19 protein-coding genes are annotated in these 23249 nt (G+C 61.9%); 7 read left to right on the top strand and 12 right to left on the bottom strand.

Features of this window, described 5'->3' with window-relative positions; genetic code table 11:
- Positions 1 to 4: 4 nt before the first annotated feature.
- Positions 5 to 1246: an NAD(P)/FAD-dependent oxidoreductase gene (locus ATE48_RS12350; protein WP_228126599.1), complete on the bottom strand. Its 1242-nt coding sequence runs from the start codon at positions 1244 to 1246 to the stop codon at positions 5 to 7.
- A gap of 83 nt (positions 1247 to 1329) precedes the next feature.
- Here ATE48_RS12350 and tsaE point away from each other — a divergent pair, with 83 nt between their 5' ends.
- The 6 genes from tsaE to trxA all read left to right on the top strand — a co-directional run bounded on the left by tsaE (position 1330) and on the right by trxA (position 10321).
- A complete protein-coding gene (gene tsaE / locus ATE48_RS12355) occupies positions 1330 to 1800 on the top strand; it encodes a tRNA (adenosine(37)-N6)-threonylcarbamoyltransferase complex ATPase subunit type 1 TsaE (protein WP_066771959.1) in 471 nt (156 codons plus the stop codon).
- A complete protein-coding gene (locus ATE48_RS12360) occupies positions 1787 to 2875 on the top strand; it encodes an aminoglycoside phosphotransferase family protein (RefSeq protein ID WP_066771960.1) in 1089 nt (362 codons plus the stop codon). The genes tsaE and ATE48_RS12360 overlap by 14 nt, the downstream gene beginning before the upstream one ends.
- The gene (locus ATE48_RS12365) at positions 2872 to 3594 is read left to right on the top strand and encodes a nucleotidyltransferase family protein (protein WP_228126600.1); all 723 of its coding nucleotides are present in this window, start codon (positions 2872 to 2874) and stop codon (positions 3592 to 3594) included. The genes ATE48_RS12360 and ATE48_RS12365 overlap by 4 nt, the downstream gene beginning before the upstream one ends.
- Complete coding sequence (gene addB / locus ATE48_RS12370) at positions 3591 to 6545, top strand: double-strand break repair protein AddB (RefSeq protein ID WP_066771964.1); 2955 nt, start codon at positions 3591 to 3593, stop codon at positions 6543 to 6545. The genes ATE48_RS12365 and addB overlap by 4 nt, the downstream gene beginning before the upstream one ends.
- Positions 6542 to 9931, top strand: coding sequence for a double-strand break repair helicase AddA (gene addA / locus ATE48_RS12375; RefSeq protein ID WP_066771965.1), 3390 nt, complete (start codon positions 6542 to 6544; stop codon positions 9929 to 9931). The genes addB and addA overlap by 4 nt, the downstream gene beginning before the upstream one ends.
- A 69-nt stretch (positions 9932 to 10000) precedes the next feature.
- Positions 10001 to 10321, top strand: a complete 321-nt coding sequence (gene trxA / locus ATE48_RS12380) for a thioredoxin (protein ID WP_066771970.1) — start codon at positions 10001 to 10003, stop codon at positions 10319 to 10321.
- On the opposite strand, the gene ATE48_RS12385 is transcribed toward trxA, so the two are convergent.
- From ATE48_RS12385 to cmk, 11 genes are all read right to left on the bottom strand, one after another.
- The gene (locus ATE48_RS12385) at positions 10318 to 11604 is read right to left on the bottom strand and encodes a bifunctional folylpolyglutamate synthase/dihydrofolate synthase (RefSeq protein WP_228126601.1); all 1287 of its coding nucleotides are present in this window, start codon (positions 11602 to 11604) and stop codon (positions 10318 to 10320) included. The genes trxA and ATE48_RS12385 overlap by 4 nt on opposite strands.
- 13 nt (positions 11605 to 11617) lie before the next feature.
- Positions 11618 to 12598, bottom strand: coding sequence for an acetyl-CoA carboxylase carboxyltransferase subunit beta (locus ATE48_RS12390; protein WP_066771972.1), 981 nt, complete (start codon positions 12596 to 12598; stop codon positions 11618 to 11620).
- Positions 12595 to 13422: a tryptophan synthase subunit alpha gene (trpA, locus tag ATE48_RS12395; RefSeq protein ID WP_066771974.1), complete on the bottom strand. Its 828-nt coding sequence runs from the start codon at positions 13420 to 13422 to the stop codon at positions 12595 to 12597. The genes ATE48_RS12390 and trpA overlap by 4 nt, the downstream gene beginning before the upstream one ends.
- Positions 13419 to 13862 (bottom strand): hypothetical protein, encoded by a 444-nt coding sequence (locus ATE48_RS12400; protein WP_156767751.1) that lies wholly within the window; start codon positions 13860 to 13862, stop codon positions 13419 to 13421. Before ATE48_RS12400 ends, trpA begins: the two co-directional genes overlap by 4 nt.
- The gene (gene trpB, locus ATE48_RS12405; protein ID WP_066771978.1) at positions 13859 to 15073 is read right to left on the bottom strand and encodes a tryptophan synthase subunit beta; all 1215 of its coding nucleotides are present in this window, start codon (positions 15071 to 15073) and stop codon (positions 13859 to 13861) included. The genes ATE48_RS12400 and trpB overlap by 4 nt, the downstream gene beginning before the upstream one ends.
- A 32-nt stretch (positions 15074 to 15105) precedes the next feature.
- Complete coding sequence (locus tag ATE48_RS12410; protein WP_066771979.1) at positions 15106 to 15741, bottom strand: phosphoribosylanthranilate isomerase; 636 nt, start codon at positions 15739 to 15741, stop codon at positions 15106 to 15108.
- 22 nt (positions 15742 to 15763) lie between these two features.
- Positions 15764 to 16177, bottom strand: a complete 414-nt coding sequence (gene mscL, locus ATE48_RS12415; RefSeq protein WP_066775003.1) for a large conductance mechanosensitive channel protein MscL — start codon at positions 16175 to 16177, stop codon at positions 15764 to 15766.
- Between the two features lie 315 nt (positions 16178 to 16492).
- Positions 16493 to 17896 (bottom strand): PAS domain S-box protein, encoded by a 1404-nt coding sequence (locus ATE48_RS12420; RefSeq protein WP_066771980.1) that lies wholly within the window; start codon positions 17894 to 17896, stop codon positions 16493 to 16495.
- 131 nt (positions 17897 to 18027) lie between these two features.
- Positions 18028 to 18318, bottom strand: coding sequence for an integration host factor subunit beta (locus ATE48_RS12425; RefSeq protein WP_066775005.1), 291 nt, complete (start codon positions 18316 to 18318; stop codon positions 18028 to 18030).
- A gap of 142 nt (positions 18319 to 18460) precedes the next feature.
- Positions 18461 to 20164: a 30S ribosomal protein S1 gene (gene rpsA, locus ATE48_RS12430; RefSeq protein WP_066771982.1), complete on the bottom strand. Its 1704-nt coding sequence runs from the start codon at positions 20162 to 20164 to the stop codon at positions 18461 to 18463.
- 188 nt (positions 20165 to 20352) lie between these two features.
- Entirely contained in the window at positions 20353 to 20988 is a 636-nt protein-coding gene (gene cmk / locus ATE48_RS12435) for a (d)CMP kinase (protein WP_066771984.1), read from the bottom strand.
- Positions 20989 to 21097: 109 nt separating this feature from the next.
- On the opposite strand from cmk, the gene ATE48_RS12440 reads away from it, so the two are divergent.
- The gene (locus ATE48_RS12440; protein WP_066771987.1) at positions 21098 to 23230 is read left to right on the top strand and encodes a hybrid sensor histidine kinase/response regulator; all 2133 of its coding nucleotides are present in this window, start codon (positions 21098 to 21100) and stop codon (positions 23228 to 23230) included.
- The last annotated feature ends 19 nt before the right edge of the window (positions 23231 to 23249 follow it).

Below are 23249 nucleotides of genomic sequence, written 5' to 3' on the forward strand. Positions count from 1 at the left end.
ATCCTCAGCGCGCGCTCGCGACCAATTCCTTCATTGGCCGCGACATATCCTCAATAACATCCGGCGGCAGTGTGCGATTGGTCTGGATCAACATTTTTGCGCCCAGATACTCTGCCGGCCGGTTCACCGCATCTACGGCGATCAGCTTTTCGCCCTTGTAGTAGAACGCCGCGAAGGCGCGGTCAGCCATGACGCCACGGAATACGACGTGGTCGTAACCTTGGAAAAGTCCGGCGATTTGTAGCTTGAGATCGTACTGGTCGGACCAGAACCACGGGGCTTCTTCCGTGTGCTCTTTTCCGCCCGTCAGCGTAGCGGCGACGATCTTCGCGCCCTCAACCGCGTTGTGGACGCTTTCGAGCCGTGCCACGCGGGCATCGAAGTGCGTCATGGGTCGCGCTGCGCAATCGCCGATCGCGAAAACGTTGGGGTCCGATGTCCGGCAGAAGCGGTCGGTTACGATGCCGTTGTTGACGGTCAGGCCGCATTGCTCGGCGAGCGCCACGTCCGGCGTCACGCCAATGCCGGCAATCACCAGGTTCGCGGGCAACTCAGCGCCATCCGTGAGTGCGACACCCGTGACCGAGTCTTGACCCTTGATCAGTGCCGGCTGGCCGCCAAGGACGAAGCGCACGCCTTGGCGCGTGTGTTCATCGAGGAAAAAGCCTGCGACTTCCGGACTGGTTACGCGCGCAAGCGGCCGCACGGCTGTTTCGATGACCGTGACATCCAGCCCGCATTGCCGCGCTACGGCCGCAACTTCGAGGCCGATATAGCCTGCGCCAATGACGACAAGCTTAGCGCCGGCCGTGAAGCGCGCGCGTACGCGATCCACATCGGCGGCAGTGCGAAACAGGAAAACACCATCAAGGTCGGCGCCGACCAGCGGCAGTTTTCGCGGCTTTGCTCCGGTCGCCAAAATTAGCGCGTCGTACGGCAGTTCGCGTCCGCCCTCGACGCGCACTTTGCGGTTGGCGCGGTCGATCCAGACGGCGCGCGTCTTCGTCAGCAATGCAATGCGTTCTTCGGCGTACATGCTCGCTGGGCGCAGCATCAGCCGGTCAATGTCGATGTCGCCTTTGAGATAGGCTTTGGAGAGCGGCGGGCGTTGGTAGGGCGCGACCGGCTCTTCACCGATCAGCGTGATTTCGCCCTCGAACCCGCCCTGGCGCAGACGTTGCGCCGCCTCGCCGCCGGCTTGGCCGGCGCCGATGATGATGACGCGTCTGATTTCACCCGTACTCACAGCGGCTTAGTGTTTGGAGCCTCTGCGGCTCACGCGCAAGCCGCCCTTGATGCCGCGCTGCCCGAAGGGCAGCATCCGCGCCCGTGAGCACCCAAACCGCCTCTGATTCGCGTGTCATTGCGCTGCCGGACGCAGCGGCCACGCACGGCCTTGGCCGGCGGTTGGGTGATCGGATTGGCCCCGGAGATGTCATCTGCCTTAGCGGCAATCTGGGGGCGGGCAAGACGACGCTGGCGCGTGGCGCGATCGAGGCCTGGATGGGGCGCCCTGAGGAGGCTCCGAGCCCCACTTATACCCTGGTGCAGACTTACGATGGCGCGCGAGGCGAACTCTGGCATGTCGACCTCTACAGGCTGAAGCAACCGGATGATGCTTGGGAGCTTGGTCTGGAGGACGCATTTGCCAGTGCGGCGTGTTTGATCGAATGGCCGGAGCGCCTTGGCGGTCAGCTGCCGCGGGATCGTCTCGATGTGGAATTGAAGCCGGAAGGCGAGGGCCGCTCAGCGTCGCTCACCGCCTACGGCGCATGGAGAGCAAAGCTTGGATCGATCTGAAGCGCTGTCGCGCCTGTTGCGCGAGACCGGCTTTGACAAAGCCGAACGCACGCCTCTGGCTGGAGACGCGTCTACGCGCCGCTATGAGCGTTTGCGCGATGGTGATCGTCGCGCCATGCTGATGGATGCGCCGCCAAGCGCAGAGAGCAAGCCGTGCCCGCCGGGCGCGACCCCAGCTGAACGACGCACGATGGGGTGGAACGCGACCGCACGCTTGGCCGCCTCGCGGGTTGAGGCGTTTGTTGCCGTCGCCAATTACCTCGACAGCATCGGTCTTGCCCCGCCGAAGGTTTACGGCGCCGATTGTGAAGCCGGTTACGCCATCCTCGAAGATTTGGGCGACGATCTTTTCGCCAACGTTATTCCTCAAGGCACGGATGAAATCGCGCTGTATGAAGAGGCCGCTCGCGTCCTCGCGCACGTGCATCAGGCGCCGCCCGCTCCGACACGGCTCGAAGGCGTCGGCAATGCGTCTTGGCCGCTTCTGGATTATGATGCGCTCGCACTCGAAGTGAACGCCGATCTGTTCGTCGAATGGTTGCCGCGCGCCGCTGATGTGCGCATCGACGATGCGGCGCGGGCGCGCTGGGAAAAGGTTCGCGATGGTCTGATCGTGAAAGCGCTTGGCTTTCCGCGTACGTTCACGATCCGCGACTATCATGCCGAAAATCTTCTCTGGCTGCCAAATCGCGATGGTCTGCAACGTGTCGGTTTGCTGGATTTCCAGGATGCCGTACGCGGCTGGCGCGGCTGGGACTTCTCCATGCTGCTCCACGACGCGCGCCGCGATGTGAGTCCCGCCGCGCATGACGCCGCCGTGTGCGCTTATCTTGAAGCCACGGGCGGCAGTGAGGCTGAGTTCAAACGTGAACTCGCCGTACTGGGCGCCATCAACACAATGCGCATCCTCGGTATTTTCTCGCGTCTCACCTCGCGCGATAACAAGCCGCGCTATCTGGCGTTCATGCCGCGTATGTGGACGCATCTTGGCCGGACGCTTGAGCATCCTTCGCTTGCCGATGCGCGTGATTTTGTCGAAAGCGTCGCGCGTCCATACTTGGAGAAGGCAGCTTGATTCCGCACACTGCCATGGTGCTCGCCGCGGGCCTCGGCACGCGCATGCGTCCGCTGACGAACGATCGCCCGAAGGCGCTGGTGACAGTGAAGGGCAAGGCTCTCATCGATCACAATCTCGACCGGCTGGTGGCGGCCGGCGTCAAGCGCGCGGTCGTGAACGTTCACGCCTTCGCGGATCTTCTCGAAGCACACGTCAAGCGCCGCACCGATATCGAGATCGTAATTTCGGACGAACGCGCTCAGCTGATGGAAACGGGCGGTGGTCTGCGCCAAGCGCGGCCTTTGCTCGGCGATGATCCGATCATCGTCTGCAACATCGATAGCGTCTGGGAGGAGTGGAACGGCTCGGCCATCGCGCGCCTCGCCTACAGCTACAATCCTGCCAAGAGCAGCACCAAGCTCATGCTCGCATCGTTGGATCAGTGCCTCGGCTTTGACGGCGCGGGCGACTTCTTCATGGACGACGGCGGCAAGCTCGCGTTCCGTGATGACGCGCCAAGCACGCCTTGGGCGTATATGGGCGTCTACATCACCGACCCGAAAGTCATCGACGCTGAGCCGCTTGAGCCATTTTCGATGACGCGCGTCTGGCGCAAGCTTGTTGCCGACGGGCGTTTGCACGGTGCGCCGTTAGGCGGCTTCTGGATGCACGTCGGCGACCCTGAAGCGCGCGCCTTGGCCGAAGCACGATTGGCGGCCGCGGCGCCGGGCGCATGAGTTCGCTCTCGCTTGGGCTGCCCGAGCCTCTGTTCGGCGGCCCGGCCCCGCGCCTGCGCGCTATTCCTGCGTCCGAGCCATTTCTCGATCTTCTCGCGGAAGCGATGATCGCGGCGTTAAAGTGCGATGACGATCCGTTCGCGCTGGCTGATGCGTTGGTGCTGCTGCCCAACCGGCGTTCCGCGCGTGGCCTCATCGATGCTTTCGCACATCGCCTTGGCGGCGCGGCTCTACTGCCTACCATCCGCCCGCTTGGTGACCCGCACGCCGACGACGATCCCGATATTTGGGGCGCGGATCCAATCAGCGCCGACATTTTGCCTCCGATCGACAAGATGCAGCGCCGGATGCAACTGGCGTCTCTCATTCGCCGCAGGTCGGTCGCGGAAAACGGCGTCGATGATCCATCGCGCGCCATCGCTTTGGCCGATGAGTTGGGAAAACTTCTCGATAGCGCCGCCACTGTGGATCACGTCGATTGGAAGAAGCTTCCAAAGCTCGTCGATGAGATCGACCTCGCGCGACATTGGGAACGCTCGGCGGCCTTCCTCGACATCATCGCGAGTTTTTGGCCCGCGCACTTGAAAGAGCTCGGCGTCAGTGACCCGGCCGAGCACGGCGCGGCGCTCCGCCACGCGCTTGCCGCGCGTTGGAAAGCCGATCCGCCCAAGCGTCCAATCATCATCGCCGGCTCAACCGGTTCGCAGGCAACGACGCGCGAACTGATGAAGGTCGTCGCGCGCTTGCCGAAGGGTGTCGTTGTTCTCCCTGGTATTGATGTTGATCTCGACAACGATAGTTGGCGCTTGATTGGCGACCAGCACCCGCAACATGCGTTGAAGCATACGCTCGCGGCCCTCGGCGTTGAGCGCCATTTGGTGCCGATGCTTAAGTTCGAGAACGAACAAGGCCGCGCGCGGCGCGTCTTGATGCGCGAAGCACTTGCACCAGCGGAAAAGACCGCAGACTGGCTGGCGCGTTTGAATGCCGCTGGCGGCGCAGAATTTGTGGAAGAGGGCGCCGGCGGTTTGCGTCTATTGGAGGCGGCAACTGAGGATGAAGAAGCCGCCGCCATTGCGCTGATGCTGCGCGAGGCGGTTGAAAGCAAATCCGGCAACGCCGCTGTTGTAACCCCTGATGCCGGTCTTGCGCGCCGCATCGAAGCCAAGCTCGCGCGTTGGGGAATTGAGCCAAGCGTTTCGCATGGCGCGCCGCTGCGTGAGACCGAAGCTGGGCGGCTTGTAGCGCTTTTGTGCGAACTCGCGTTCGATCCGGCAGAGCCCGTGGCCCTCGCGGCATTGTTGAAGCATCCGCGCGTTGTGACCGCGAGTGATGCCGGTGGCCTCACCATTCTCGAGCACAAGGGTCTGCGAGGCGCGCGGCGGCATGACGCGCTGATTGACCTGGCCACCTTGGGCGAACGGGACTCAGAAAAACCAGTGCAAGGTTGGTCGCGTGCGCGAAAGATCGTGGAAAGTGTTTCACTCGCGCTCAAACCGATCATCCTCTTGATGTCGCATCAAGAGGTGACGCTGGCTGAGTTCGCCGATGCGCTCAGTCAGTCCGCAGAAGCGCTGACGAAATACGATATTTGGCAAGGCCGCGATGGCGAAGCTGCGGCGCAACTTTTGCGTGAAGCTAACCAATATGGCGCGGAGCTTGGCGCCATCGCGGCCTATGCCGCGCCACGCGTTCTGCTGCGTTTGATGGATGGCCGCGAAGTGCCACCGCTGCAATCCAGTGGCGAAGCACGCGTCGCCATTTGGGGGCTACTCGAAGCCCGTCTGCAGCGCCGCGATCTCATGATCCTTGCAGGATTGAATGAGGGCGTATGGCCCGCACCGCCCGGTGAAGACCCGTTCTTGTCCCGAGCGATGCGCGATAAGCTGGGCCTGCCGTCTCTCGACGCACGCGTTGGACTTGCGGCGCACGACTTTGCGCAACTCGCCAACTCGCCTCAGGTGGTGCTCACCCGTTCTCTGCGGCGCGAAGGCTCACCGACGCTCGCGTCGCGTTGGCTCTGGCGTTTGAAGACCCTTGTGCAAGGCGCGAAAGCAAAGCTTGCGTCCGCCGATCAGTACGCTGGCTTCGCCAAGCATGTCGACGCGCCGTCGGAAATAACGCCGGTAAAACCAGTCGATCCGAAGCCGCCCGCGGACAAACGCTTGAGGCAAATCAGCGTCACCCAAGTCGAGACGCTGATCCGCGACCCTTACGCTGTTTACGCGCGCCGAATTCTGAAGCTTGAGCACCTTGATCCGATTGGCGCGGAGGCAGGTCCGGCTGAACGTGGAACCGCAGTTCACCGCGCCATTGAGCGTTTTGGTGATGGGACCGATCCAAATCTCCTGTCGCAATTGCTCGAGGAAGAGTTGCGTTGGCACGGCATCGCTCCCGAGCGTCGGGCCGCTGATCGTGAGCGCCTTCTGACATCGATCAAAGCATTGATCGCTTGGTTCGCTGAGCGTAGTTCGCGCGGCGCGGTCATCTATCGCGAAAAGTACGGCAAGATGCCGGTGGATGGAGTGGATCTCACTGGCGTCGCCGATCGCATCGAAATCGGCGCAGATCACGTCGCGATCCTTGATTTCAAGACCGGTAAGCCGCCGACCGACGATCAGGTCAATAGCGGCCTCAGTCCACAATTGTTGCTCGAATCCGCGATGCTGATGTCGGGGTTGATTAAGGATGTGCCGAAGGCGGCGCCCACAGAGTTGATCTACTGGCAATTCGGCGGCTCGAAGCCGGAGCCGCATTTTGTTGACGCAGAAGGTGGCCCTGTGCTTGCGGCGGAAAAGGCATTGACGTCTCTGCGCGGTTTGCTCGCGCGATACGCTGATCCGAACCAGGCGTTCTATTCAAAACCCCGCGTGCAGTTCCTTAAGCCATACGATGAGTATGACCTGCTCGCGCGGCGCAAGGAATGGGCGGACGAGGTGGGTGACCAATGAGCGCCGCACTCGATCCCGTCGCCGAAGCAACGAACGCGCAGGGTGAAGCTGCGCATCCGCACGTGTCGGTCTTCGTCACCGCCAATGCAGGCTCTGGCAAGACCAAAGTGCTGGTGGATCGCATCGCGCGGCTTCTGCTTGAAGGCTCGAAGCCGTCGGCGTTCCTCTGCATCACCTACACGAAGGCGGCCGCGGCCGAGATGCAGCGTCGTCTGTTTGAGCGTTTGGGCGGTTGGTGCGTTGCCGATGACGTCAGTCTTGCAGCCGAGTTGGAAAAACTTGGTGCTGGCGGGGTCGACCTTGCGCGCGCGCGCGCATTGTTCGCGCAGGCGCTCGAAACTCCTGGCGGATTGAAAATCCAGACCATCCACGCGTTCTGTGAACGTCTGCTCGCGCGTTTTCCATTGGAGGCTTACGTACCTCCTGGGTTTGACATCGCCGATGAAGCGCGTTCGTCGGCCTTGTTGGCCGATGCGCGCGCCAAAGCGGCGCTCTCTGACGGCGGCGAGCGCGAGGCCTTTCGCCGCTTCGCCAAGCGCTTGTACAGCGACCATTTGGAAGGCTTGCTAGATCGCCTTGCTTTGCGTCGCGCGGAGTTTCATCGCTTTGCGAAGAAATACCCTGGCGAACTCTTTGCTGCGTCAGCTCTGCGCCAACGACATGGCGTCACGCAGACGGCTGAGGACTATACGCGCCGGTTTCTTTCACGTTGGCGCTGGGATGAGTTCCGTCGCTCCGCCGAGGCGCTGGCGACATCATCCACGCAAGATCAAAGCACAGCCACGCGACTTCGTGGCATTCTCGCGTGTATCGATGCCAAATCCGATGATACGGAGTTGCTGCGTGCGTGTTTTGCGGCGGCCTTCACCTCAGGTGGCGCCGTCTACAAAAAGCTCGTCACGGCGAAGTTTGGCGCGTCGCAGCCTTGGATCGAGCCGCAACTCAAAGACTTCTTCGATGCGTGTGAAATTGCGCGTGATGACTTGAACGCGATTGAGCGTGCCGAGGACGCCGTCGCGGCGCTCGCCCTCGCGCTCAAGCTTGATGAGGCTTATGGCGAGGGTAAGACGCGAGCGGGTGTGCTCGATTTCGATGACCTCATCGAACATGCGCAAAATCTTTTGCAGAGTTCAGAGGCCGCACCATGGGTGCTTTACAAGCTCGATGGCGGTTTAGATCACATTCTGATCGATGAAGGGCAGGACACCAGCCCTGCCCAGTGGGATCTGATCACGCCGCTTCAGAACGAGTTCTTTGCCGGCGCCGGCGCGCGCGAACGCAATCGGACCGTGTTTTCAGTCGGTGATCCAAAGCAGAGCATCTACGCTTTTCAAGGCGCCGACCCGGAGCGTTTCCTCGGCGAAGCGCAAAATTTGTCGGCGCGCGTCCGTGCCGCTGAAAAGAAGTTCTCCGCTCCGGGCCTGCGCACGTCATTCCGTTCGTCGCCGGAGATTCTGGCCGTCGTTGACGAAGCGATGAAGAATAAACCGCTGATAGCGGGGCCCGGCGCACATGACAAAATCGTGCACCTCGCGGCGCGCGCTGCCGAGCCTGGTGCGGTTGAGGTGTGGCCGGTGACACCCAAGCCGATTATCAGCGACGCGGCGCCGTGGGACGCGCCGCTCGATATGGAGCGCGAAAGCAGCGCTCATGTCGTGCTCGCGAAGGCTATCGCCAAGCGCATTAAGGCAATGATTGAGGCGCGTGAGGCGGTGTGGGACAAAGGCGTGCGCCGGCCCATGCGCGCCGGCGATGTTTTGGCGCTGGTGCGTAAGCGCGGCGCCATGTTCCGTGAATTGATCAAAGCCTTTAAGCGCGAAAAACTTCCGGTCGCCGGCGCGGATCGCATGGTGCTCCGCGATGAACTTGCGGTGCAGGATTGCCTTACGCTTATGCAAGTGGCGCTCGATCCTGCGGATGAGCTCTCGCTGGCGTGCGTTCTCAAAGGTCCTTGGTGCAACCTCACGAGCGACGACGACGATATCTTCCCGCTCGCATATGATCGCGGCCACGATCGGTTGATTGATCGGCTTCTGGCGAGCGCGGACCCAAAGTACGCGCATGCTCAGGTCTTTGTTCAGGAACTTGTTGCGCGTCGCGGCGCTGATCCCTTTGCGTTCCTGAGCTGGGCGTTGGAGACGCCGCACAACGGCGCGCCCGGATGGGCGAGAATCTTCGCGCGTCTCGGGCCGGAGACGCGCGATCCGATTGAAGAACTGCTGCAACGTGCGCTGAAGCTGCCCCACCATGTCGCTCCGACGTTGCAGCGCTTTCTCTACGATATCGAACTCGACGCCGAGCAGGTGAAGCGCGAGCTCGAAGCAGAGACAGGCGCCATCCGGGTCATGACCGTGCACGGCGCCAAGGGTCTCGAGGCGCCAATCGTCATTTTGCCGGATTCGACCGGTGATGTCGGTGATGCGCCCGACAATGGCTTGCTGTTCGATGCTGAAGAGGGGCCCTTCGTCTCATTCAGCGCCAAGGGTGATGACGCGCCATGCGCTGATGCGCGCGCCGCGCACAAAGAGCGGATGCTGGGTGAGCATTGGCGCTTGCTTTATGTCGCCATGACGCGCGCTCGCGATCGGCTGATCGTGTGTGGCCCGCAATGGCGAAATGCCGAAGCGCCGGCTGTGAGCTGGCGCGCCGCTGTCGAGGAAGCGTTGGGGGCTCTAGGCGCAGAGAAGATCGACACGCCGTTCGGCGAGGGGCTGCGGTTGGGACAAGTAAGCATCGTGGATGCGCAAAGCGCGATCGTGCAGGCTGAAACGGTGTTGCCTGCCTGGGCGCTGATGACCGCGCCGGGCGCACAGCGTGTTGAGATCGCCGCGCCGTCGCGGCTCCATCGTGTGGATCCGGCGCTTTTCTCGCCGCGCGGAGATGGTCAGAAGCGATTCCGTCGTGGCCGTCTCATCCACGGATTGCTGGAGCGCTTGCCCGAGATTTTGCCGTCGAACCGCGATGCGGCCGCGCGTGCGTGGCTGACGCGGCAGGGTGTCGAGGAAGCGGAGGCCGAGAGCTTCGCGCGCGAGGCTCTCACCGTCATCAATGATCCGCGCTTTGCCGCGGTCTTCTCATCCGCCAGTCGCGCCGAGGCGCCGATCATTGGCGAAGTGCGCGGCAAGGCTGTGCGAGGGGTCGTTGACCGCCTCGCCGTTGAACACGAACGCGTCATCGTGCTCGACTACAAAACCGATCGCCCGTCACCAACCGATGCCGCAGCGGCGCCCGATTCTTACGTCATGCAGTTGGCGCTGTATCGCGAGGTTCTGCGCAAGATATTCCCAGCTAAGATCATCACTTGTGCGCTGCTGTGGACGGAAACGCCCCATCTGATGGAGCTGCCTGATAGCCGTCTGGATGATGTTTTCGCTACGTTCGCGTGAGGTTGAATCCTTAACCGGCGCACCCTACATCGCTGGGACGATTTTCCCGCTTCCGAAGGAGCAAGTTTCGTGGCCACCAACAAAGTTTCCGACGATAGTTTCGAAGCCGACGTGCTGAAATCAGGCCGTCCGGTCCTCGTGGACTTCTGGGCGGAATGGTGCGGCCCGTGCAAGCAGATCGGACCGGCTCTTGAAGAGATCGCCGCCGAAATGGGCGATCGCGTTCAAGTCGTGAAGCTCAACATCGATGACAATCCGATGACGCCTGGCCGCTACGGCGTGCGAGGCATCCCGACGCTCATGGTGTTCAAGGACGGCAAGGTCGCCTCGACGAAAGTCGGCGCCATGCCGAAGTCCAAGATCGTCGAGTGGCTGAACGAGAGCGTCTAAGCGTTCTCGGCCGCCAGCGCTTCGGCGGCCAGCAAAAACGATCCACAGATCAGCAAACGCGGCGCAGGCAACTGCGCCGCGTTTTGCATGGCTTCGCGGAGTGAGGCCGCAGTCGCGACGTCCCGGCCAAGCTGATCCCCAAGGGCCGCCATCTCATCGAGTGATGTGTGATCCTCCGCGAGGGGCACGGTGATGATGTGATCGGCGCCGGCGGCAATTGCGGTGATGAAGCTATGGGCATCTTTGCGCTTGCGGAGGCCGACTATGGCGATATTCACGCCGCCTCGCCGCGCCTTCATCTGCGTGAGGGCGCGTGCGAGTGCATGCGCTGCATGCGCGTTGTGCCCGCCATCAACCCAAACTTCTCCCCCCAGATCGCGCACGAGTGCGCTGAACGCGCCGCGCGTCAGCGGCTGCAGCCGGCCGGGCCACTGCGCATTCGCGACGCCTGCTGCGAACGCAGCGTCCTCCAATTGCACAGCATTCGAAAACAACAACGCCGCACACGCCAGGCCTGCATTGTCGATCTGATGCTGTCCCTGAAGCGAAGGCAGCGGCAAGTCGAGCGCGCGCGTTTCTGTTTGAACGACCAATCGACCGTGGCTGGCGTAAGCGTCCCACTCGACGCCGCAGCGAAATAGCGGGGCGCCGATTTCCTCCGCTCGCGCTTCAATCACCGCCATCGCCTCCGGCGCTTGCCGCGCTACGATCGCCGGCGCCGCAGATTTTAGAATGCCCGTTTTGTGTGAAGCGATTTCCGCTAATGTCGCGCCCAGCGCATCCTGGTGATCAAGCCCAATTGGCGTGATGACACTCGCTGCGGGGCCCTCGATCACGTTGGTGGAATCATCGCGACCGCCCATGCCGGTTTCAACGAGCGCGAGGCTGGCGTGATATTCGTGAAAGAGTTGAAACGCGGTTGCGACCTGGGCGTCGAACTGCGTGAGCTGTGTTCCTACACGTGCGACGTCTTCTGCGATCGCAAACAAGGTCAGGTCGTCAGCAAACCGGCTCGAAACAACGAACCGTTCGTTTATTTGAAGCAGGTGCGGCTTGGTGAAGGCATGTACTTTAAGATCGGCCGCTTCAACGATCGCGCTCATGAATGCGATCGTGGAGCCTTTGCCGTTTGTGCCGGCCACGTGAATGACCGGCGGCAAATTGAGATGCGGGGAGCCTAGCGCTTCTAGCGCGTTGCGCAGTGTGTTGAGATCGAACGGTTTGCCGTGCCCGAACTCGGGACCAAAAAGCTCGGTGAATCGCTTTTGAACGGGATCGTCCACGATTGGGTAGGCGCTACTCCGCGGCCTTTGCGCGAGGCGGCGCGGCTTGCTTCGGCGGTTTGCGCTTGCCTTTGCTGGGCGCGTCTTCCGCTGCAGCTTCGGCGAAATCCACCGTCTCGCCGCTATCGCCCTGCACCGCCGCTCGCTTGTGCATCAAAACGGAGAGCAGGGTGGCGATCGTTGCCTTCAGCTTACGGCGATCGACGACCATATCGACCATGCCCTTGTCGAGAAGGTATTCGGAACGCTGGAAGCCTTCCGGCAATTTCTGGCGAATGGTTTGTTCGATGACGCGCGGTCCGGCAAAACCAATGAGTGCGTCCGGTTCGGCAATGTGCACATCGCCCAGCATCGCATACGAGGCCGTGACGCCGCCGGTCGTTGGATCGGCCAACACTACGAGATAGGGCAGGCCGGCTTCGCGCAGCATTTGGATCGCCAGCGTCGTTCGCGGCATCTGCATCAGAGAGAGAATGCCTTCCTGCATCCGCGCGCCGCCCGATGAAGTGACCATCACCATTGCGGCATTGCGGCGGATAGCGGCCTCGGCCGCTGCGATGAAGGCTTCGCCAGCGGCCATGCCGAGCGAGCCGCCCATGAATTCGAAATCTTGTACCAGCACCACAGCGTGGGCGCCGCCGATACGGCCATAACCTGCCGCCATGCAATCTTCGCGCTGCACTTTCGCGCGCGCTGACTTTAAACGGTCCGCGTACTTCTTATCGTCTTTGAACTTCAGCGGGTCGGGTGTGACCTTCGGCAGAGGGATCGTCTGCCACGCTTGTTCGTCGAACATGATCTTGAAGCGCGCGTCCGGCCCGATGCGCATGTGAAAGCCCGACGGCGTAACCCAATCGGCGGCTTCCAGTTCAGCTCGATAGATCAACTCGCCCGAAAGCGGATCCTTGATCCAAAGGTTGTCCGGCGTCTCGCGAACATCGTCCGGCTTCTTTTTGGAAAGACCGGGCCGCGCGAAATTCGACAGCCAATTCATGCGGGTGTTCCTTCAAGTTCACGCGCTGAGCGCACAGCTTCGCTCAATTGAGCGACCTTACGCAAGACACGTTCAACCGCTTGGGGTGTCGGCCCGGCGGCAATCTCGTCCACAAAAGCAGAGCCAACGACGACGGCGTCCGCGGTTAAAGCAATTGCGCGGGCCGCTTCCGGCTCGCGCACGCCGAAGCCGACGGCCAGGGGCAAATCGGTACTACGTTTCAATCGCGCCACCGCGGCACGCACATCAACCGAGGTCGCGGCGTTGGCGCCTGTGACCCCAGCCACCGAGACATAATACAGAAAACCAGAAGCCCCGGCGAGCACCTTGGTTAACCGGTTACTATCCGTTGTTGGCGTCGCGAGGCGGATAATCGAGAGTCCATTGGCGTCAAACGCGGCGCGCAACGGTGTATCTTCCTCCGGCGGCAGATCAACGATGATCGCGCCATCGGCTCCGGACTCTTTCATTGCTTTCGCAAACGCATCATACCCCATGCTTTCGATCGGGTTGGCGTATCCCATCAAAATGAGCGGCGTGTCGGTGTTCGTGGCGCGAAAGCGTTTTGCGAGTTCGAGTGTTTTGCGAAGTGAGCCGCCCGCCTTCAGCGCTCGCAGTGCAGCTTTTTGGATGCTCGGCCCGTCTGCCATCGGGTCGGTGAATGGAAAGCCGAGTTCGATCACGTCAGCGCCCGCGTCAGGCAAGCCGCGTAAGATCTCGAAGCACGTTTCGTGATCGGGATCTGACGCCATCACGTACGCCACAAGGCCGGCGCGGCCTTCGCGTTTCAATGATGCGAAGCGGGAGGCGATGCGCGTGCTCAACCTGGCTGCGTCCCGCTGCAACGTGGTGCACGATCCAGCGCAAACCAGATCACAACGACTTCTGAATCGACATCGCTGGCTGGAAACGGGCTGGGAAAAATGTTGAGCACGCGACGGCAATTGTTTTCGTCGGTGCGAACCGCGGTCATGCCGCCTGAAACGTAATCGCCTTGACGCCAGCCTTGTTCACCGAGTTGGCCGACATATTGTGCGCTGATCTCGGTTGAGATGACGCGCGGCATGGTCACGCACGCAATCTCAAAGCGTGTCGTATCCGTGATCGAGGCCGGATACTGGCAATCTTCCGGGATAATTGAACCGTCGACGATCTCGAGATTGAGTGAGTCTGGCAGCAGATGTGGTGCGGCGTCTTGCGCGTATGCGGGCGAGGCCGCCGTGAGCGCCATGCAAAGTCCTGCAATTGCGTGTGCGAGTTTCAAAGTTTCACTCCTAGCGCATCCGCAACGGTGAACACGTCCTTATCTCCACGTCCGCAGAGATTCATGATGAGCACGCCACCCTTGCCGATCTCGCGCGCTACATCTCCAACACGCGCTAGCGCGTGGGATGGTTCCAGCGCCGGCAGGATGCCTTCCAATCTGGCGCACAATTTAAACGCCTCGAGCGCCTCGGTGTCGGTGGCGCTGAGATACTGAGCGCGGCCGATGTCGTTGAGATAAGAGTGCTCTGGGCCGACACCTGGATAATCCAAACCCGCGCTGATCGAGTGGCCTTCGAGAATCTGGCCGTCTTCGTTCTGCAAAAGATAAGTGCGATTGCCGTGCAACACGCCTGGGCGCCCACCGCCGATCGCGGCGCTGTGCTCGAAGCGGTCGTCAATGCCATGACCCGCCGCTTCAACGCCGATGAGGCGTACGCCTTCATCGGCGATGAATGGGTGGAACAGCCCAATCGCGTTTGAACCGCCGCCGATGCACGCCATCACGGCGTCGGGCAGCCGGCCTTCGCGTTCCAGGATTTGGGCGCGCGATTCGCGGCCGATCACGCTCTGAAAATCGCGCACCATTTCCGGATAAGGATGCGGACCCGCAGCTGTGCCAATGCAGTAGAACGTGTCGCTGACATTGGTCACCCAATCGCGCAACGCCTCGTTCATCGCGTCTTTCAGCGTTGCCGCGCCGCTCGTGACCGGGCGTACTTCCGCGCCCAACAGCTTCATGCGGAAGACATTGGGCTTCTGCCGCTCGATGTCGGTCGCGCCCATGAACACGACGCATGGCAAACCAAAGCGCGCGCAAACGGTTGCGGTCGCGACGCCGTGTTGACCCGCGCCGGTCTCGGCGATGATCCGCGTCTTTCCCATGCGCAGCGCCAGCTGCACTTGGCCAAGGCAATTGTTGATCTTGTGCGCGCCGGTGTGATTGAGCTCGTCGCGCTTGAAGTAAATCTTCGCGCCGCCGTGATGTTCAGTGAGCCGCTCAGCGAAATAAAGCGGGGAAGGCCGGCCAACATAGTGCGTCCAGAGGTCGGCCATGATTGCCGCGAACGCTGGATCAGCTTGGGCCTCGCGGTAGGCGCGCTCGAGATCGAGGACGAGCGGCATCAGCGTCTCAGCCACGAACCGTCCGCCGTAAGGGCCAAACCGGCCCTCGGCGTCAGGTAGGTCCTGCCAGTTGCGGCGAGCGTCCATGGGGAGGGTGTACGGACTTTCGGGGGCCAGACTTAGGCCGAGCGGGCGGCTGCCAGAAACTCAGCGATTTTGAGGGGGTCCTTTAGGCCCGCTGAGGCCTCCACGCCAGAGGAGACGTCCACCGCGGCGGCTCCAGAGGCAGATACCGCCTCTGCCACATTGGCTGGGGTTAGCCCGCCTGAGAGCATCCAGGGCCGCCCGAACCGCCGTCCGGCCAGGATTTGCCAGTCGAAGGCCAGGGCGTTGCCTCCGGGCAGTCCACCCGGCGGTGGTTTGGCGTCGAACATCAGCATATCCGCCACCGGTTCGAACGCCGCCGCCTGCGCCAGGTCCTCCGGCCTTGCCACGCCAATAGCCTTGATCAGGCCCCGTTGGGCGTATTGGCGAGCCTGGGCGGTCTTGCCTGGGTTTTCAGACCCATGCAGCTGGATCCAGTCGGGGCCCGCGCATGCCGCCACAGCCGCGAGCAATTCCTCGTCCGCATCCACGGTGACAACGACGGTTTCGACCTGGCCGCGCGCACGCTCCGCCAGCGCCGCAAGCTTATCGCGTGAGAGGTGCCGAGGGCTTTTCGGATAGACGACGAAGCCGACGAAGCGCGCGCCGCCGTCGATCGCTGCGTCTAGCGCGCGCGCGTCCGTGATCCCGCAGATTTTGGCTTCGGCCATCGCCGCCAAACTAGGCGCAGGCCTACTTCTTCAGCAAGTCGCGGATTTCCGTGAGCAGCTTCACGTCCGCCGGCACTTCTGGCGGCGCCGCCGGAGCGGTTTCCTGCTTCCGCTTCATGGAATTCATGCCCTTGATGATCAAGAACATCACCCAAGCGACAATTGCGAACTTCAGCACGGCGGTTAGGAATTTGCCGTAGGCAAACACTGCGCCTTGCTCACGCGCGGCGTCCAAGGTGGCCGCTGTCACGGCATCCGAAAGCGGGATGAAGTAGTTTGAGAAATCGAGCCCGCCAGTCACCGCGCCGACGAGTGGCATGATCATGTCGTCGACAAGCGATGACACGATGGTCCCGAACGCAGCACCGATGATCACGCCGACCGCGAGATCGACGACGTTTCCTTTAAGGGCAAATTCCCGGAACTCTTTCAGCATCGACATAGGCGCGCTCCGCTCGTTTGGAGGTCCGTCCGTCGCACGCTTCGGCGCGCAATTCCAGTCGCGTTGAGGTTGACGCTGGGAGCTCGCTTTCGAAACTTGCAGTTGGGTCAGGGGGGGGAGCCAGTCAGTGAAGCTCGGCGTACTTTGGCGCGTTATTAGGCCGGATCGCGGGCCGCTCTTTAGTGATTGTTGGCGTCGTCGTTTCGCTTGCGAGTGATTTCGCCAGCTTCCTTGGCAACATCGCCTCTCCAACAATTTTGGTTTGGCCGGCGGCGGGCCTTGCGTTGCTGTTGGCGTGGTTTTGTTTTCTTAGCCTTCGCGCCGCCCAGATCGTATCGGCACAACGTTATTGAGCAGGCGCTCGAGCGCGTTGACGACTTGCTCTTGCGTGAACGGCTTTTCCACGATCAACGCGTCGTCGTATCCGGAGGGCAGCGCCTCGCGGCCATAACCCGTCACAAACGCGAACGGAATCTGCCGCGCCTTCAAGGTATCGACGATTTGGTCGACGCGCCGCCCCGCTAGATTGCCATCAACGAGCGCCGCATCGACGTTCTCATCCGTCGCCATTCGCAATGCTGTCTCTGCGCTTTGAGCGGGCCCCGCGACGGTGCAACCGGCGTCTTCGAGATAGTCGATCAGGACCATCCCGATCAGCGGTTCGTCTTCAATGATCATAATCCGCCGGCCTTCGATGCCGTTGCCTGGCGTCGGCAAGTGCGTGCGCACATTGGCGTCTCGCGCCAGCGCACCGATTGGAAGCGGTAGTTCAGGCAGAGGCAGCGTGATCTCGCACGTTACGCCCGACTCGGCGTAGTTGACCTTCACTTCGCCGGAGTGCGCGCGAAGGCTATTTTCAATCAAAACCGAACCAAAGCCCTGGGTGGTCGGCGCCGCCACAGGCGGCCCGCCACTCTCTTGCCAGAGCAGTTTCAGGTTGCGCCCATTGTGCATTTGGATTTGCCACGTGACGCCGACGCGGCCGGTTGGCGCGCTCAGAGCGCCATGCTTGCGCGCGTTCGTGCCGAGTTCGTGCAGAACCAAGGCCAAGTGCAGCGCAGGCGGAGCTTCCAGCGTCACTGCAGGTCCGTTCCAGCAGATGCGCGGATCCCGATCGCTGCCGAGCAGCAATTGCTCGCGCACGAGGTCGGTGATCTCGGCGCCTTGGAACGAGCAGTCGGTGAGCAAGCCATGGGCGCGCGCAAGCGCCTTGATGCGCCCGTTGAAGCTTTCGACGAAATCGCTCGGTGTCGCCGCGCGCCGCAACGTTTGCGTTGCGATTGCTTGCACCGTCGCCAGCGTGTTCTTGATCCGGTGATTGAGTTCATCGATCAACAAGCGCTGTGTCTCTTCCGCGCGTTTGCGAGCGCCGATATCGCGCGCGACTTTCGAGGCGCCAAAGATCCGTCCTGTCGAATCCCGCATCGGGGAGGCGGTCAAGGAAAGCTCGACTCGTCGGCCGTCCTTGGCGACGCGCACGGTTTCAAAATGCTCGATCCTCTCGCCGCGCGTCAGCCGCGCGATGATTTCCTTTTCCTCATCGAGCAATTCCGGCGGGATAATCGTTGAGATGTGCTTGCCGACAATCTCATCTTGCTCGTAGCCGAAGATCCGCGCGGCGCCGGCGTTCCAGGAGGTGATGACGCCATCGAGCGTCTTGGACAGGATCGCATCGTCCGAGTTCGCGACGATAGCCGCCAATCGGGCAGCCATAAGCTCGCTCTCGGATGTCCCGTAGGGCCCAGGCGAATTCACGTCGGTACTCATAAGCTCACTTGGTTCCCGCCAAATCTGGGGAACAACAGGTGAGGAGGGGTTCGGGTTTCATCGCAGCTGTAAAGAGCTTACGGCTCCTCGCCGCCATTGACCTTCAACCGCAGCTCCTTGCCCGGCTTGAAGAACGGCACCTTCTTGGCCGAGACCTTGACCGTCGCGCCCGTTCGCGGATTGCGACCTGTGCGCGCGTCGCGCTTTCGCACCGAAAACGCGCCGAAGCCGCGCAGTTCCACACGTCCGCCCGCCGCCAGCGCCACGGCGATTTCATCCAGCACCACGTCCACCGCGTGCTCAATCTCGGCGGCCTTGAGCGGCGCCATCTCTTCTTGAAGTCTGTTGACCAGCTCCGAGCGCAGCATGTGCGATCCCTTGAGTTCCCCGTAGAGGCGATAGAGGACCGCTAAGCGGCCGCCGTCAACACCCATCCGCTTGAAAACGCCAAGAAAAAGGGCCCGACGTTGCCGCCGGGCCCCAAATCAACCGCCGGTAGCGGCGTATGTGTTATTTCTTTTCCTTCAGCGCGGCGCCCAGGATGTCTCCCAGTGAGGCGCCCGAGTCCGACGAACCGAACTGCGCGATAGCTTCCTTCTCGTCGGCCAATTCCATGGCCTTGATCGAGAGAGCGACCTTGCGGCTCGACTTGTCGAAGCCTGTCACCATCGCGTCGAGACGATCACCGACCGAGAAGCGGTCGGCGCGTTGTTCTTGGCGATCGCGCGAGAGGTCCGACTTGCGGATGAAGGTGCGCAGCGCGTTGCCTTCGCCGAACGCCACTTCAATGCCGCCGGTCGCGACATCGACGACTTCCGCCGTGATGATCTGACCGCGCTTGAAGTCGGCATCGGCCATCGGGTCGCTGTCGACTTGCTTGATGCCGAGCGAGATGCGCTCTTTTTCGACGTCAACGTCGAGCACTTTGGCTTTCACCATGTCGCCCTTGTTGAAGCGTGCGAGAGCTTCTTCGCCTTGTGCGTCCCAAGCGATATCCGAAAGGTGGACCATGCCGTCCAGTTCGGCGGTGAGGCCAACGAACAGACCGAACTCGGTGATGTTCTTGATCTCGCCTTCGATGACCGAACCAACGCCGTGTTCGGCGACGAACGCGTCCCACGGATTGTTCTGAACTTGCTTGATGCCGAGCGAGATACGGCGCTTTTCGCCGTCCACGTCCAGCACTTGCACGTCGACTTCCTGAGACGTGCTCAAAATCTTCGACGGATGCAGGTTCTTCTTGGTCCAGCTCATTTCGCTGACGTGCACCAGGCCTTCCACGCCAGGCTCGAGTTCAACGAAAGCGCCGTAGTCGGTGATGTTGGTGACGCGACCGGTGAACTTGCCGCCGGCCGGGTACTTCGCATCGACGCCGTCCCAAGGATCGCTCATCAGCTGCTTCATGCCGAGGCTGATGCGCTGGGTGTCTGGGTTGATCTTCACGATCTGGACTTTCACGGTATCGCCCACATTGAGCACTTGGCTCGGGTGGGAGACGCGCTTCCAGCTCATGTCGGTGACGTGCAACAGGCCGTCGATGCCGCCGAGATCAACGAACGCACCGTAATCAGTGATGTTCTTGACCACACCTTCGCGGATTTCGCCTTCCTGCAATTGGCCGACGATTTCGGCGCGTTCCGAAGCGCGGCTCTCTTCGAGCACGGCGCGGCGCGACACGACGATGTTGCCGCGCTGACGGTCCATCTTCAGGATCGCGAACGGCTGCACGATGTTCATCAGCGGGCCGACGTCGCGGACCGGACGGATATCGACTTGCGAACCGGGCAAGAACGCGTTGGCGCCGCCGAGATCGACGGTGAAGCCGCCTTTCACGCGGCCGACGAGCGCGCCGTTGACTGCTTCTTGCGCAGCGAACGACTTTTCGAGACGCGTCCAGGCTTCTTCGCGACGCGCCTTTTCACGGCTGATGACGGCGTCGCCCAGCGCGTTTTCGATACGGTCGAGATAGACTTCGACGATATCGCCGGCCTTCGGTTGGCCAGCGCCGTCGTCGACGAGGAATTCACGAAGCGGGATGCGGCCTTCGGTCTTGAGGCCAATGTCGACAACGACGAAGTCGTGTTCGATCGCAACCACGGTGGCCGGCATAACGCGGCCTTCGATCAGACCCTTTGAACCCAGGCTTTGGTCGAGCAGCGCGGCAAAATCATCGCGCGTGGGGTTCATCGAGGGGTTTTGCGTTTCAGACGCCATACGTATTTCAACTCCAACATCGAAAAAGGGCCAACCGGTTGGTTCCGGCGGTCTCGGCCACACCATGCGGCCGTCCTTGGATTTGGCTTAGGTAACGCCAAGCGGCCCGGGATCGTCAGACCCTCGGGAACGCGGGGCACTCTATAGATAGGCACGCCCCGCCCAGCAAGCGAGGATCGGCCTTCTTTTCAGCTCTTACGTGCCGCTAACGCCGCATCGACGATGGCGTAGGCCGCCTGGGCCGCAGCCTTGATGGAGAGTGAGGTCGTATCCAGCAGGTGCGCATCGGCCGCCTGGTAGAGGGGAGAATCCTTGCGGGTCATGTCCCGTTCGTCCCGTTCGGCGATCTGCGCTTGCAATTCGTCAAAGCTGATCTGCTCGCCGCGACCATGAAGTTCGGCCAGTCGCCGCCGGGTGCGTTCGGCCAACGATGCCGTCACGAAGAGCTTCACGTCGGCGTTTGGACAGATCACCGTCCCGATGTCGCGCCCGTCCAAGACAGCGCCCACGGGATCGGCCGCGAATGCGATCTGGGCCCGCCGCAGCACTTCTCGAACATCTGGGATCACGGCGACCTTGGACGCCGCCAAGCCCGCAGCACTCGACCTAATCCGGTTTTCATCGATCGCGTTGAGATCGAGCTCTTCGGCCGCCCGAACCGCCGCGCACGCGTCACCGGGCTCGCCGCCAGCATCGAGCACGGCAAGGCCTACGGCGCGATAAAGCGAGCCCGTGTCGAGCCGCTTCAGCCCGTAATGGTCAGCCAAGTTCTTGGCGACGGTGCCTTTTCCCGAAGCTGTCGGTCCGTCGACGGCGATAATCATGTGCGCTCTCTAGCAGACGCTTCGCTGCTGAACAGGGTTCCCAAAGCCTCTAGCGCAGAGCGAGAAGCGATTGCTACGGATTGCGCGTGGAGCAGGGCGGCAAAGAGTCATGAGCGTTTCGAACGGTGAGCGTGCGCCGCCTAAGGCGCAGCCAAGCGCGCCGTCCTACGCTGACCTGCGCCGACGGGTTCTCCTCTTTGCGAGCCTGTTCTGCGTCTTTGTCTTGCTCGTCGCTTTCGCCGGCTTCGGCGTGTTGCGTCAGAGCGCCATTCAAGCAGCGGAAAAGCGCTCGCGCAGTTACAGCACAATCCTCAGCGCTCACCTCGACCGTACGATGAACGCGCTGGAATCTCGGCTGACGCAGATCGGCGTGCAGAGCGACAGGCTAGGCGGTCCGGGCGGCAATGACGCGCGCTGGTTGCCAGTCCTGCAGGCTGCCCGCTCAGGCGCGAACACCGTCGTCTCACTTTCCGTGATCGATCGGGACGGCGTCATCCGCCATTCTACTTTGACCCCTCTTGTTGGGCGTGAGCGGCGCGAAGGCACGATCTACCAGTCGCTCGACGCTTCCACCTCGCCTGAAATTCTTACCGAAACTCCATCCCCGTCGGAATTTCATGACGGGATGATCATGCCGTTTGCGCGCAGGCTGATCTCAAATGGTCGCGTCGTAGGAGCAGTCGTTGCCGCCTTCTCCGCAGAATCATTGCGTGACTTTTACGGCAGCATCGATGCCGAGGGCGGTCAGATCCGGCTGCTGCATGAGAGCGGCGTCAGCCTGCTCGAAGAGCCACGCGTCGTAGGCCAGCGGATTTCGGTCGATCGCGTGCTGGAGTCTTATCGCGCCGGGAAGGCATCCGGCGGATTTATCGGTCTGCTCGGCGATGGACCGGTGATGATCACCTCCTACGCAGCGGTTCGCGACACAGGTCTGATCGTTGTGACATCGCTCAGTGAGCAGCAAGCTCTCTCTGCCTGGCGACAAGAGGTGCTGATTGGTGGCTTCATCCTTGTCGGCGTCTTGATCGCGTTTGGCTTGGCGGTTGCGCTTATGCTGCGTCAGCTGGAAGCGCGCGCTGTCGCTGAGACAGCCCTGCTTCAGCAACAACAGCGCTTCGCCGATGCCCAGCGCCTGGAATCGCTCGGTCAATTGACCGGCGGCGTCGCCCACGATTTCAACAACCTGCTGACGGTCATCATCAACGCCAGTGATTCGCTTCTTTCGCGAGTGTCCGAGGATTTGCGTCCGCGCGTCGACGCCATCCTTTATGCTGCTGACAATGCCGCCAATCTGATCAAGCAATTGCTCGCCTTTTCGCGCCGCCAGGCTCTGCAACTGGTGGCGGTGGACGTAAACGCCACCGTTGCGGCGATGGATGAAATGCTGCGCCGCTCACTCGGTGTTCGCGTCGAAACCGAGTTCGTGCTTGCGCCAAATCTTTGGCGTGCTCACGCCGATCGCGCTCAGGTCGAGAGTGCGCTGCTCAATCTCGGAATCAATGCGCGCGACGCTATGCCGGACGGTGGCAAGCTCACTATCGAAACGCACAACGCCCACCTTGATGACCATTATGCGGCGCTCAACCCAGACGTAGCGCCGGGTGACTACGTTGCTCTCGCTGTTACCGACACCGGCTTTGGCATGACGCCAGACGTCCGGGAGCGCGCGCTAGAGCCATTCTTCACCACCAAGGAAGTGGGGAAGGGCTCCGGTCTCGGTCTCAGCATGGTCTATGGGTTTGCGCGCCAATCGAAGGGCCATGTCAAAATCTATAGCGAAGTCGGTCGCGGCACGACGGTGCGGCTCTACCTTCCTCGCGACCTGGCCGGGGTCGAAGCCCTTCCGGCGGCCGACAGCGGCGCCTTAGAAACCGGAACGGAGAGCATTCTTCTAGTCGAGGACGACGCGCAGGTTCGCATGCTGGCGACAGCTAGCCTGCGCGAGCGCGGCTATACGGTCATCGAGGCCACAAATGGCGCAGAGGCGATCAGCGTGCTCGATGGCGGCGAGCACATCGATCTCGTGCTGACCGACGTGGTCATGCCCGGCGCGCTCACCGGCAGAGAGGTCGCCGATCACGCACTGACCGCGAGGCCCGGCGTGAAGGTACTCTTTACCTCCGGCTATGCGGACGCTTCGGTGATGCGGAATGGTCTCATCGCCGCTGGCGCGAGGTTCCTCTCCAAGCCGTACCGCGGCGGCCAGCTTGCCGCGACCGTGCGCGCACTACTCGACGCCTGACACTTTCCCCCGCGTGCAT

Source organism: Candidatus Viadribacter manganicus (assembly GCF_001679665.1).
GTDB classification, from domain to species: Bacteria; Pseudomonadota; Alphaproteobacteria; order Caulobacterales; family Aquidulcibacteraceae; genus Vitreimonas; species Vitreimonas manganica.